The sequence below is a fragment of the Sphingopyxis sp. GW821-FHT10B01 genome (assembly GCF_059415685.1).
Genome location: NZ_JBWKNS010000007.1, coordinates 46,020 through 57,744, shown reverse-complemented (window position 1 = coordinate 57,744; position 11,725 = coordinate 46,020). Strand labels below are relative to the sequence as shown.

At 62.9% G+C, this 11,725-nt stretch carries 11 protein-coding genes; 8 read left to right on the top strand and 3 right to left on the bottom strand.

The window, feature by feature from the left end:
- Positions 1-71: 71 nt before the first annotated feature.
- The 3 genes from AC07NV_RS19410 to AC07NV_RS19400 all read right to left on the bottom strand — a co-directional run bounded on the left by AC07NV_RS19410 (position 72) and on the right by AC07NV_RS19400 (position 3,235).
- The gene (locus tag AC07NV_RS19410; protein WP_495168037.1) at positions 72-821 is read right to left on the bottom strand and encodes a polysaccharide biosynthesis/export family protein; all 750 of its coding nucleotides are present in this window, start codon (positions 819-821) and stop codon (positions 72-74) included.
- Positions 822-903: 82 nt separating this feature from the next.
- A complete protein-coding gene (locus AC07NV_RS19405; RefSeq protein WP_495168036.1) occupies positions 904-2,355 on the bottom strand; it encodes an O-antigen ligase family protein in 1,452 nt (483 codons plus the stop codon).
- Positions 2,356-2,446: 91 nt separating this feature from the next.
- Positions 2,447-3,235, bottom strand: a complete 789-nt coding sequence (locus AC07NV_RS19400) for a metallophosphoesterase family protein (RefSeq protein WP_495168035.1) — start codon at positions 3,233-3,235, stop codon at positions 2,447-2,449.
- 260 nt (positions 3,236-3,495) lie between these two features.
- On the opposite strand from AC07NV_RS19400, the gene wecB reads away from it, so the two are divergent.
- The 8 genes from wecB to tilS all read left to right on the top strand — a co-directional run bounded on the left by wecB (position 3,496) and on the right by tilS (position 11,696).
- The gene (wecB, locus tag AC07NV_RS19395; RefSeq protein WP_495168034.1) at positions 3,496-4,602 is read left to right on the top strand and encodes a non-hydrolyzing UDP-N-acetylglucosamine 2-epimerase; all 1,107 of its coding nucleotides are present in this window, start codon (positions 3,496-3,498) and stop codon (positions 4,600-4,602) included.
- On the top strand, positions 4,592-5,887 hold the full coding sequence (gene wecC / locus AC07NV_RS19390; protein ID WP_495168033.1) for a UDP-N-acetyl-D-mannosamine dehydrogenase: 1,296 nt from the start codon (positions 4,592-4,594) through the stop codon (positions 5,885-5,887). The genes wecB and wecC overlap by 11 nt, the downstream gene beginning before the upstream one ends.
- Positions 5,888-5,932: 45 nt before the next feature.
- Positions 5,933-6,736, top strand: a complete 804-nt coding sequence (locus AC07NV_RS19385; protein WP_495168032.1) for a class I mannose-6-phosphate isomerase — start codon at positions 5,933-5,935, stop codon at positions 6,734-6,736.
- A 54-nt stretch (positions 6,737-6,790) separates the two neighbouring features.
- The gene (gene hslV / locus AC07NV_RS19380) at positions 6,791-7,357 is read left to right on the top strand and encodes an ATP-dependent protease subunit HslV (protein ID WP_495168031.1); all 567 of its coding nucleotides are present in this window, start codon (positions 6,791-6,793) and stop codon (positions 7,355-7,357) included.
- Between the two features lie 5 nt (positions 7,358-7,362).
- A complete protein-coding gene (gene hslU, locus AC07NV_RS19375; RefSeq protein ID WP_495168030.1) occupies positions 7,363-8,664 on the top strand; it encodes an ATP-dependent protease ATPase subunit HslU in 1,302 nt (433 codons plus the stop codon).
- A 139-nt stretch (positions 8,665-8,803) separates the two neighbouring features.
- The gene (locus AC07NV_RS19370; RefSeq protein WP_495168029.1) at positions 8,804-9,673 is read left to right on the top strand and encodes a helix-turn-helix domain-containing protein; all 870 of its coding nucleotides are present in this window, start codon (positions 8,804-8,806) and stop codon (positions 9,671-9,673) included.
- A 114-nt stretch (positions 9,674-9,787) separates the two neighbouring features.
- Positions 9,788-10,738 (top strand): tetratricopeptide repeat protein, encoded by a 951-nt coding sequence (locus tag AC07NV_RS19365; protein WP_495168028.1) that lies wholly within the window; start codon positions 9,788-9,790, stop codon positions 10,736-10,738.
- Positions 10,692-11,696 carry a tRNA lysidine(34) synthetase TilS gene (gene tilS / locus AC07NV_RS19360; RefSeq protein WP_495168027.1) on the top strand — a complete coding sequence of 335 codons (1,005 nt, stop codon included), beginning with the start codon at positions 10,692-10,694 and terminating at the stop codon, positions 11,694-11,696. The genes AC07NV_RS19365 and tilS overlap by 47 nt, the downstream gene beginning before the upstream one ends.
- Positions 11,697-11,725 lie beyond the last annotated feature (29 nt).

The window sequence follows — 11,725 nt, the reverse complement described above, 5'->3', positions numbered from 1 at the left end:
CGCATTCACGACCGCTCGCCGGTCTTTCGCGATATCCATAGTCAGCTTCATCCGTTCAGAAATTGCGGGTCTTAATTGTTGCTGCCGCTGCTGAGATTGCTGAAGACGACCAGCGGCGTGCTGAGCAGCGTCGCCGCGTTGATGACATCTTCGAAAAGGCGGCGCTGCGGCGAATTGCCCACCACGATGACGTCGTGCGGAAAAACCTCCGGATCGGCATAATTACCACGGCGGATCGCCTTTAGATTATAGATGCCGACATATTGCTTGCCCTCAACCTTGCGGAAGACGAGGACATCGTCGAGTTTCGCATATTCGCCAATCCCACCAGCGAGCGAGATCGCGCGCATGAGCGTCTGCTTGCCAACCAACGGATATTGGCCAGGCTTCGTCACTTCGCCATCGATCGTGACGGCCTGCGACAGCAACAACGCAGGATTGGACGATGCCTTGAGATTGACCGTCACCTGCGGGTTGCGGACGTAGCGACCGCTCAGCCGCCCTTCGATTGCCCGCGCAAGTTCGGCGGTGGTTTTTCCAGCACCATCGACGGTTCCCGCGAACGGATAGGAAAAACGGCCGTTGCCGTCGGTCAGGACGTCGCGCCTCAGGTCGGCGATACCATAGACCTCGATGGTCAATTCGGTAAACGGCCCGACAAAGGTCTGACGCGAAGCGTCCTGCGTGTCGAAGCCGGTCGGCTGTGGCAGCGCGCCAAGCAGGGTCACCCCGCTTGTCGGGACAGCTGCCACCGGCGCCTTTCCGCCGCATGCAGCGACACCGAAGCAGGCGATGACAGCAAAAAGACGCAGGCCATTCATGTCACAAGGTTCCAGACAAGATTCTTGGGTAAAGCGGCTCGGCCATAGGGGGAAAATCGCGGATACGAAAGCGCATTTAGGCTCACGAACCTAAATCCTCGGCGGCCGCGCGCTTGCGTGCGAGGATGACGAGGAGGAAGACCGCGACCACCGCAACAGATGGTGTTCGAGCCGGATAATCGACAAGGCTGTGCAGCGCGATCAGGGCCAACGCGCTGATCAGAAGGATAAGTTCGACGAATTCAACCCCGAGCGGACGCGCCCGATTGCGGACCATCGAAAGCAGCCCCGACACAATCCACCCGGCGCCCGCCAGGAAAATCAGCACCGCGGGCAATCCACCCTCGATCGGAAGCTGAAGCCAGTCATTATGGGCTTGGTTGAAATAATCCGGGCGCAGCAGCGCGTCGGGTTCGATGATTTTATACACACTGGGGAACGAGCCGAAACCCGCGCCGAGCAACCAATGGGCTTTCGCCATCGAGGCGACCGTTTCGAGTGCCGCGAGACGAATTTCCTCGACCCCGCCGCCGCTGAAGAGCCGATCGACCGTGTTGTCGCGCCCCGAGAAATAGAAGAGCGCGCCCAACCCGGCGATCAGAAGAAAAGGCAGCAGGCTGGAAAGGATGTGCCGCACGGGCCTTGCGGGGGACCGCGCCGATCCGCGCCGCTGCGGACGTGCGCGCGCCTGATTGATCGGCTTTGGTTCGAACCGATAGCTCCAGCGAACAAGCAAATAGACCAGAAGAAGACTGGCCGCGCCGAAAACCAGGCCGAACCGCGACCCGATGACCAGGATCAGCAGCAGAAAAAACGCCATGCTTCCCATCAGCATTGGCACGATCAGCGGCCACTTCGCACGGCTCGATATCTGGTTTGCAGTAAGCCAGCCCGCCGCCAGGATCGAAATCGACAGCAGCAGCGCATTGTGATTGCGGTTGGCGAACAGCCCGACGAGCGATCCTTCGTTCGTGATCCGGTATAGATAGAAAAGGCTGCGGGGCCCGGCCATGAACTGAAAGAGGCAGAAAACCGCCGAGGCCACTCCAAAGCCCCAGATCGCCCACCAGATCCGGATCCGCTGCGCCGGCGGCACCGCCGCCGCCACGAACAGCGCCGCGGTGGGAACGAGGAGCGCCAACAGGCTGTTGACGGTCTGCGATGGCGTCATGCTGATTGGCCGCCATTGGCCGCTCGTTCCCAGCAAGGTGTCGATCGCAAAAATCCGGTCGCGCAGCGGCAGCGAGCGCCAGATATCAGGCGACAGCGGGACCAGCTGGACAGCCATCCAGAGTGCAAGCAGACCAAGCAGCGCGAGCGGTACTCGGATGCCGCGCCACGCCGCGGCAGGCACCAACGCAAGCATCGCAAACGAGGTCAACGCCGCAAAGCCGCGCAGAGTCGGCAGCGAAGCGACGTCGCTTCGCGAACTGCCACCCGTCAGCGCCACAAGCGCGGTGAACGCCGCGAGAATTGCCAGAAGCGTCGTCGGCGACAAGCCATTCTGCTGCAAGGGTCTCGATACAGGCTTCATCAGGGGCTGTGGTCCAATATTCATTGCGCGGGCCGGTCATGCGTTCGAACCGGCGCGAAGTCCATCGCTTCGTTATGAAGCGAATGAAAAACTAGTTGAGTTCAAAATCGGCTGTATCGAGATACCAGCGCTGATCGCCTTCAAGGCCCACCGTGGTAAGACGGCCGGTCAGATATGCACCCGTATCGATGCCGATACGGTTTCGTGCCTCATCGACGTCATCCGAAATCGTATGTCCGTGGACGATCGTCACGCCATGGTCCTGATCGCCATCAATGAATTCTTCGCGGATCCAGCGAAGATCGGGCAGCGTCTGCCGGTCGAGCGGGACACCAGGGCGAATGCCCGCGTGTACGAAGACATAATCGCCGATCTGGATCATATCCTCTCCACGGTTTAGGAAATCGACGTGCGATTGTGGCACCTTGTGCCGCAGATGCTCGGCAATATCTTCAAAGGTCGTCGCCGCATAGGCCGCATCATCGCCCCAATAGCTGCGGATCGTCGCATCACCGCCGATACGAATGAAATAGCGCACCCGTTTCAGGTCGCCGGTAAGGGCGGCGAGGAAGCACTCCTCGTGATTGCCGACCAGCAGGACCACCTTGTCGAACGGAGTTCCCAAACCGATCGCCCGCTCGATCACCGATGCGGAATCGGGGCCGCGATCAACCAGATCGCCTAGCAGGATCAGCGTTGTAAAAGCCTTGCCGCGTGCAGCATTGTCGGCCTCGATCTTCTCCAACAATTGCGCGAAAAGGTCGTCACGACCGTGTATGTCGCCGATCGCATAGACGCGCTGTCCGTCCGGCACACGCGACAGCGCCGCCGGCACCTGTTCTTCGCGTTGCCGGCGTTTCAAGAAATCAAGAAAGGACATATGGGCGTAATATCAACTATATCAGCAGCTTACAAAAACGAGCTTGTCCATCTACCACCTCGTTGACGGATGCCGTGCCACTTTGTGAGTCAACAACCGGACAGCCGATCGAGAATCCCTTGTGGTCGGCGCGGCGATTAGAGCCAAGTTAAGCCCCCGGCAAGAGCTTTGAGCTAGGGTGGCCGTAAGACTAGCTGAGGAACCACCTGATTATGCCTTTGGAACCGCCTTCATCACCATTATCCGCTCGCCGAAAGATCATGGTCGTGTTCGGCACCCGCCCCGAAGCAATCAAGATGTGTCCGGTTGTCCATGCCATGCGCAAGACGCCGACGCTCGGTGTGCGCGTGTGTGTCACCGCGCAGCATCGCGAGATGCTGGACCAGGTGCTCGAAATCGCTCGCATCGCCCCCGATATCGACCTTGACGTCATGCAGGCCAATCAGTCGCTCGACGGGCTGCTGGCACGACTCGTCACCGGCCTCGGCGAAACATTCGACGCCGAGAAGCCCGACCGTATTCTGGTCCATGGCGATACGCTGACGACGATGGCAGCTACCCTCGCCGCCTACTTCCGCAAAATCCCCGTTGGCCATGTTGAGGCGGGGCTGCGCAGCGGCAACATTTATCATCCCTGGCCGGAGGAGGTGAACCGCAAGGTCGCCGGTGCAGTTGCAGATTTGCATTTTGCGCCGACCGAAACCGCGGCGGTGGCGCTGCGGGCCGAGAATGTTCCCGCAGACCGCATTCACGTCACCGGCAACACCGTCATCGACGCGCTGCTCGCGACCAAGGCGCGGATCGACCAGGATCCTTCGTTGGCCATTGGCCTCGATCCGCTCGTCGCGCGCTTTGCCGGTAAGCGTGTCGTCGCCGTCACGACGCATCGCCGCGAGAATTTCGGCGACGGCATGAGAGCGATAGCCGAGGCGATCGCCGCGATCGCTGCGCGCGATGACGTGGCGGTCGTTTTTCCCGTCCATCCCAACCCGCACGTCCGCACCGCGATGGAGCCGATCCTCGGCCTACTTTCCAACGTGGCGCTGATCGATCCGCTCGACTATCCGCATTTCGTCCGCCTGCTCGCGACGTCCGAACTGGTGCTGACCGACAGCGGCGGCGTGCAGGAAGAAGCGCCATCGCTCGGCAAGCCGGTGCTGGTGATGCGCGAGACGACCGAGCGGCCCGAAGGCATCGAAGCAGGCACCGCCCGCCTCGTCGGAACCGACAAAGCGCGGATCGTTTCCGAAATTTTCAAGCTTTTGGACGACAAGGACGCTTATAATGCCATGGCCCGCGCCCATAATCCATTCGGTGACGGCACGGCGGCCAAACAGATTGCGGAGATAGTTGCGCGTGCCCATTGATACAGAACTGAAGGTCACGGTCCTCGGGCTCGGCTATATCGGCCTGCCGACCGCAGCGCTGATTGCACGCTCGGGTTGCAAGGTCACCGGCGTCGATGTCAGCCAATCGGTCGTTGACACGGTCAACAACGGCAAGGTCCACATCGAGGAAGTCGATCTCGACGGCCTTGTCCAGGGCGTCGTCTCGCGCGGCGCGCTCGTTGCGTCGACCGCGGTCGCGCCCGCTGACACCTTCGTCATCGCGGTGCCGACGCCGCACGACGAAGAACACCGCCCCGACATCAGCCATGTGCTCTCGGCCGCGCGCGCGATCGCGCCGCAGCTTGAGGCGGGTAACCTCGTGATCCTCGAATCGACATCCCCCGTCGGCACGACCGAAAAAGTTGCTGAACTGATTGCCGAGCTGCGTCCCGACCTGAAAGTGCCGGGCGCGTGCGCCGGCGCCGGCGATATCTTCATCGCCTATTGCCCCGAGCGCGTGCTGCCGGGGCGCATCCTCGTCGAGCTTGTCGACAACGACCGCTGTATCGGCGGCATCACGCCGCGTTGTGCCCGCCGCGCCATGACCTTCTATCGCCAGTTCGTCCGCGGCGCCTGCGTCACGACGACGGCGCGCGCTGCTGAAATGGTGAAGCTGGTCGAGAACAGCTACCGTGACGTCAACATCGCCTTTGCCAACGAACTGTCGATGATGGCCGAGCATATGGGCGTCGATGTGTGGGAGGTGATCCGCCTCGCCAACCGTCACCCGCGTGTCAATATCCTTCAGCCCGGCCCCGGCGTGGGTGGCCATTGTATCGCGGTCGATCCGTGGTTTCTTGTCCATGGCGCGCCCGATCACAGCCGGCTGATCCGCACCGCGCGCGAGGTCAATCTGGCCAAAACCGCGCATGTCATCGGTGCCGCCGAGATGCTGGTGTCGCAACATCCACAGGCACGCGTCGCCTGCCTCGGCCTCGCCTTCAAGCCGAATATCGACGATTTCCGCGAAAGCCCCGCGGTCGAGGTGGCTGCCGCGCTTGCGCGCCGCTTTGGCAAGCAGATCGAAATCGTTGAGCCCTATGCGCGCGGCTTGCCCGTCGAATTCGCGGGGACAGGTGCCGAACTGATCGACCTCGACAGCGCACTCGCCGGCTGCGACCTGCTCATCGTCCTCGTCGACCATGAGCTGTTCAAGTCGATCCCGATCGAAGAACGCGTCGACAAGATCGTCTATGATACGCGCGGCCTGTGGCTCGACCAGCCAAGCGGCGGAAATGGCAATCGTTTCCATCGGGCAGCCTGACGCATCGACCTTGACCGCCAGCCGGATGCTCTACATCTTCGAGCGATGCTGACGCGCTTGAAAACCATCGTTGTCGAAAAGCCGTGGGGCCGCACCGATATTCCGCGCGAGTTCGGCGATTTCGATGGTCGCCGCGTCGGCGAAATATGGTTCTCCAACCCCGCGGGCGATGATGCCCCGATCATGGTCAAATTCCTCTTCACGTCGGAGCGGTTGTCGATTCAGGTCCACCCCGACGACGACGACGCGCGGGCGGCTGGCTTCCCGCGCGGCAAGGAGGAGTGCTGGCTGATCATCGACGCCAGCGCCGATGCCGAACTCGGCGTCGGCCTGACCCGCGAAACGACGCGAGAGGCGCTCCACGACGCAGCACTCGACGGATCGATCGTCGATCTGGTCGACTGGCGGCCGTCGAAGGTGAATGATTTCGTCTATAACCGCGCCGGCACCATTCACGCCATCGGCGGCGGGCTGACCGTCGTCGAGGTCCAGCAGAATGTCGACTGCACCTATCGCCTTTATGACTATGGCCGCCCGCGCGAACTGCACCTCGACGAAGGACTGAACGCGGCGACCCCGGGGCCTGTCCACGATCCGCGCGACGCCGTGGTCAATCCGCACACGAACCGCATGCTGGCAAGCGGCCCCCCTTTCTTCCTCGCACAGCTAGCCGGACCGGTCGATCCCGCGCTGCTCGAACAGGCGACAGGCGAACTTACCTTCATCCCGCTGTCGGCGGGCTGCCGTGCTGCGGGCCAAGCCGTCGAACTTGGCGAGGCAGTGCTGCTCACCGACGCCAAAGCGATCGAGATCGACGAGGGCAGCCGGGGCCTTCTCACCTGGGCCTGAGGGAGACGCCCCCTCCCCTTGCGGCCCGCCCACCCATCTCCCATATCCGGCCGCATGACCAATCCTCACGCGCAAAGTGCCGCGCCCTGGCACGGAACCACCATCCTTTCCGCCCGCACCGCTGACAAGGTCGTCGTCATTGGCGACGGTCAGGTGTCGATGGGCCAGACGGTGATGAAGCCCAACGCCCGCAAGGTCCGCCGCCTGCACGACGGCAGCGTCATCGGCGGCTTCGCCGGCGCAACCGCCGACGCCTTTACGCTGTTCGAAAGGCTCGAGGCCAAACTTGAACGCCACAACGGCCAACTGCTTCGCGCCGCGGTCGAACTCGCGAAGGACTGGCGCACCGATAAATATCTTCGCAATCTGGAAGCGATGATGATCGTCGCCGACAAGGAGGTGACGCTCGTCATCACCGGTAACGGCGACGTGCTCGAACCCAAGGGCGGGATCGCGGCGATCGGATCGGGCGGCAATTACGCCCTTTCCGCCGCAACCGCGCTCGCCGAGTATGAAAAGGACGCCGAAGTGCTGGTCCGCAAGGCGATGCAGGTCGCCGCCGACATCTGCGTCTATACCAACGACCAGTTCACCCAAGAAACCATTGAAATTCAGGCATAAGACAGATGAACAAGGATTTGACCCCGAAGGCGATCGTTGCCGCGCTCGACACGCATATCATTGGCCAGGATGCCGCCAAGCGCGCCGTCGCGGTGGCGCTTCGCAATCGCTGGCGCCGCCAGCAGTTGTCGCCCGACCTGCGCGATGAGGTGAGCCCCAAGAATATCCTGATGATTGGCCCCACAGGTTGCGGCAAGACCGAGATTTCGCGGCGCCTGGCAAAGCTCGCCGACGCGCCGTTCATCAAGGTTGAGGCGACGAAGTTCACCGAGGTCGGCTATGTCGGCCGCGACGTCGAGCAGATCGCGCGCGACCTTGTCGAGGAAGCGGTGCGGCTCGAAAAGGATCGCCGCCGCGAAGCGGTGCGCGCCGCCGCCGAGGAAGCCGCGATGGAGCGCCTGCTCGATGCCCTCACCGGCAAGGGCGCCAGTGAAGCGACGCGCCAGAGTTTCCGCCAGCGCATCCGTGAAGGCCATCTCGACGACAGCGAGGTCGAGATCGAGGTCGCGGACGCGCCGAACATGCCGTTCGAACTGCCCGGTCAGTCGGGGCAAATGAGCATGATCAACCTGTCGGATATGCTCGGCAAAGCCATGGGCAGCGCACCGAGGAAGCGCCGCAAGCTGAAGGTTATCGAAGCAGCAACCCGGCTGATCGAAGAAGAGCAGGACAAGCGGCTCGATCAGGACGATGTCGCGCGCATCGCGCTCGCCGACGCCGAGGCCAATGGCATCGTCTTCCTCGACGAGATCGATAAAATCGCGGTCAGCGACGTGCGCGGCGGATCGGTGAGCCGCGAAGGCGTTCAGCGCGATCTGCTGCCGCTGATCGAGGGCACGACGGTCGCGACCAAATATGGCCCGATGAAGACCGACCACATCCTGTTCATCGCGTCGGGCGCGTTTCACGTGGCCAAGCCAAGCGACCTGCTGCCCGAATTGCAGGGTCGCCTACCGATCCGGGTCGAACTGAGCGCGCTCACCGAAGCCGACTTCGTCCGCATCCTCAGCGAGACCAAGGCAGGACTGCCCGAACAATATGTCGCGCTGCTCGGCACCGAGGGTGTGATGCTGTCATTCACCGAAGATGCGATCGCCCGCGTCGCCAAGCTCGCCGCCGAGGTCAATGAGCGGGTCGAGAATATCGGCGCGCGCCGTCTCCAGACGATCATGGAGCGCTTGGTCGAAGAAATCAGCTTCACCGCCGAAGACGTCGGAGGCACGACGCTCGACATCGACGCCGCCTATGTCGACAGGCAGCTTTCGGAGATTGTCGGCGATACCGACCTCAGCAAATATGTCCTCTGATTGACCGCTTTCGAACGGTCCCAAATCTGCATCTTTTCAGCCGGTCGTTTACCGAACTTCATTTGACTTTCGCGCGTCGTCAATGCGATGAATGAGCGACACGGTCGATATGGGTCCAACGACCGGCACGGAGACAGTAATGGCAGAAGAAGACGTCGCCCCGGAACAGGGCGAGTTGGCGATCACGCGCACCGGTGATCGGCTTCGGCTGGCGCGGGAGGCTGCGGGACTGTCACTCGCCGATGTGGCGACGCGGACGCGGATCACCCAGCGCCATCTGGCCGCAATCGAGAAATCCGATTTTTCCGAACTCCCCGGACGGACCTATGTCACCGGTTTCGCGCGCGCCTATGCCCGAGCCGTCGACCTTCCCGAAGCCGAGATCGGTGCCGCGGTTCGCCGCGAACTCGAAGATGATGCCTATGGCGCGCGGCCGCTTTACGAGGCTTATGAACCGACAGATCCCGCGCGCCTGCCCACCGCGAGGCTGACCTGGACGCTGGTCATCGTCACCCTGCTGCTCGCATCGGCCTATGGCGTGTGGCGCTTTCTCTCGGTCGAGCCCGACGAGGCGCTGATTGCAGCGCAGAATCGCGCGGCCGATGCATCCGAAGCACCGCAGAGCGATGCCGCGGTTGCGCCCGCAACCAAGACCGGAGCGGCCGGACAAGCCGCCGTTGCGGCGAACGCGCCGGTGGTGCTGATCGGCGTTTCGGAGGTCTGGATCGGCTTTGACGATGCGAAGGGCAAGACAGAAAATTGGCGCACGCTCGATGCGGGCGAAACCTATCAGGTGCCGCCGGACTATATCGAACAGTTCACGCTGCGTACCAGCATCCCGCAAGCGCTGAAAGTCACCGTTGGCGGCCGCGATATCGGACCGATCGGAGCTGCCGACACGCTGGTCAAGAACGTCTCGCTGAAGCCGGCGGACCTCGTCGCGCGCGCCGAAGGCAATGGCGCCGCAAACACGGCGGCGCCAGCAGCACGTCCTCAGCCCAAGGGCTGAATCGGCCGTCATTCGGGCCGGTCAGAGCGGCAGCGCACCGAAATGGGTTTGCGCTGTCGCACTTTGCCGCGTTATGGACAGCGTAATGGTTAATTTGTGGGGGCCTAACGGCAGATGATGAAGCGTCAGATCACTTTCCTCGGAGCGGCAACGATTGCCCTGGTCGCGGCGATGCCCGCGCAAGCGCAGGAGGGCGCGATCGACAAGCGGGTCGAGCGGCTCGAAAAGGAAATGCGCGCTGTCCAGCGTTCAGTTTTCCCCGGCGGCAGCCCGACTTTCTTCGAAGGCGAGATTGCGCCCGACAAGACTCCCGGCGAACGTGCGCGCAGCAACGCCCCGGTGATCGACCTGACCGCACGCGTCGATGCGCTCGAATCGCAGTTGCAGACGCTGACCGGCCAGACCGAGCAAAATGCCTTTCAGCTGCGTGAACTTGAAAAGCAGTTCACCGCCTACAAGTCCGAAATGGACAAGCGTTTCGCCGATCCTGCGGCGGCGGCAGCAACTGCTACGCCCGCGAGCCTCGCACCAACTGTCAAGCCATCGGTAGCACCGACCACGGTCGCCGCAACGCCGGTCAAGAAACCCGCCGAAAAGCCGGCAGCGAAGCCCGCCACCACTACGCCCGATGCGGCGCGCCTCGCGCTCGTCAAAAAGATCGAGGTTCCGGCCAGCGGCAACGAGACAAAAGACGCCTATGACTATGGCTACCGCTTGTGGGAAGCCAAACTCTACCCGGAGGCGCAGACGCAGCTGAAGACGGTCGTCACCAAATGGCCGAAGAGCAGTCAGGCGAGCTTCGCACAGAATTTGCTCGGTCGCTCCTATCTCGACGAAGGCAAGCCGAGCCTCGCCGCGGTCGCTTTCTATAACAATTACAAGGATCGCCCGAGCGGCGCGCGCGCGCCGCACAGCCTGATGTTCATGGGCGTCGCGCTCGACAAACTTGGCCGCAAGGCCGACGCGTGCAAGGCGTTCCGCGAACTCGAAGAAGTCTATGGTGACAAGGCCCCGCAGGATGTCCGCACCGATGCTGCCGCCGCAAGAACAAAAGCAGGCTGCTGACCGCGACGCCCCCGGCCGGCTGGCCGGCGATCTCGTCGCGCTTCTCGGTCCGGGCTGGCACCGCTTTCATTATGGTGTCGCCGTATCGGGCGGCCCCGACAGCATGGCCCTGCTCTGGCTGATGGCCTCGCTCCTGCCCGGACAGGTCTGGGCAGCGACGGTCGATCACGGTCTGCGCAAAGGGTCGGACGAAGAGGCGCGGATGGTCGCGGGCTTTTGCGAGCGCGAGCATATCCCGCATTCAACGCTGCGCCCGCCATCGCCGATCAAGGGATCGCAGCAGGCCGCCGCGCGGACCGAACGTTACCGCCTGCTCGAACAATGGCGCGAAGCCAATGCGCTGGGCCATATCGTCACCGCGCATCATGCCGACGATCAGTTGGAAACCATCGTCATGCGGCTCAACCGCAGCAGCGGCGTCGGCGGCCTCGCGGCGATCCGTGCGAAGAATGGCATGATCCTGCGCCCGTTGCTTCATTGGCGCCGCAACGAACTGGTCCATCTGGCGCTCGAAAACGACCTGCCCTTCGTCGACGACCCGTCGAACAGCGACAACCGCTTCGACCGCGCACGCCTGCGCCACGCGCTCCAATCGCAGACGGCGATCGATCCCGCCGCGGCAGCGCGCTCGGCTGCTTGGCTCGCCGAAGCCGACGAGGCCCTCGACTGGGCCGTCGAGCGCCTGATTGCGTCGTGGCCCGACGCGTCCGACATCGCGGTGATCCGCGATGACGGTTATCCGCCCGAGATGTTCCGCCGCATCGTCGCCCAGCGGCTTCGCGCGAACGCACCGCAACTCGTCCTGCGCGGCGCCTCGCTCGACGGCGTGATCGCTGCGATGCACGAAGGGCGGCGGGCGATGGTTGGCGCGCTGCTAATCGATGCCGTCCCGGGGCTGCAAGGGACGATTTGGCGCATTTCCGCGGCGCCGCGCCGGAAAACCCCTAAAAAGGGCTGATTGCCTCATTGTCATTTAACCGGATTATC

Excerpts from the sequence above, each read along its gene's own strand:
- AC07NV_RS19410 (WP_495168037.1), bottom strand. The coding sequence starts at position 821 with ATGAATGGCCTGCGTCTTTTTGCTGTCATCGCCTGCTTCGGTGTCGCT.
- AC07NV_RS19405 (WP_495168036.1), bottom strand. The coding sequence starts at position 2,355 with ATGAAGCCTGTATCGAGACCCTTGCAGCAGAATGGCTTGTCGCCGACG.
- hslU (WP_495168030.1), top strand. The coding sequence starts at position 7,363 with ATGAACAAGGATTTGACCCCGAAGGCGATCGTTGCCGCGCTCGACACG.
- hslV (WP_495168031.1), top strand. The coding sequence starts at position 6,791 with ATGACCAATCCTCACGCGCAAAGTGCCGCGCCCTGGCACGGAACCACC.
- AC07NV_RS19370 (WP_495168029.1), top strand. The coding sequence starts at position 8,804 with ATGGCAGAAGAAGACGTCGCCCCGGAACAGGGCGAGTTGGCGATCACG.
- AC07NV_RS19385 (WP_495168032.1), top strand. The coding sequence starts at position 5,933 with ATGCTGACGCGCTTGAAAACCATCGTTGTCGAAAAGCCGTGGGGCCGC.
- AC07NV_RS19365 (WP_495168028.1), top strand. The coding sequence starts at position 9,788 with ATGATGAAGCGTCAGATCACTTTCCTCGGAGCGGCAACGATTGCCCTG.
- AC07NV_RS19400 (WP_495168035.1), bottom strand. The coding sequence starts at position 3,235 with ATGTCCTTTCTTGATTTCTTGAAACGCCGGCAACGCGAAGAACAGGTG.
- wecB (WP_495168034.1), top strand. The coding sequence starts at position 3,496 with ATGGTCGTGTTCGGCACCCGCCCCGAAGCAATCAAGATGTGTCCGGTT.
- tilS (WP_495168027.1), top strand. The coding sequence starts at position 10,692 with ATGTCCGCACCGATGCTGCCGCCGCAAGAACAAAAGCAGGCTGCTGAC.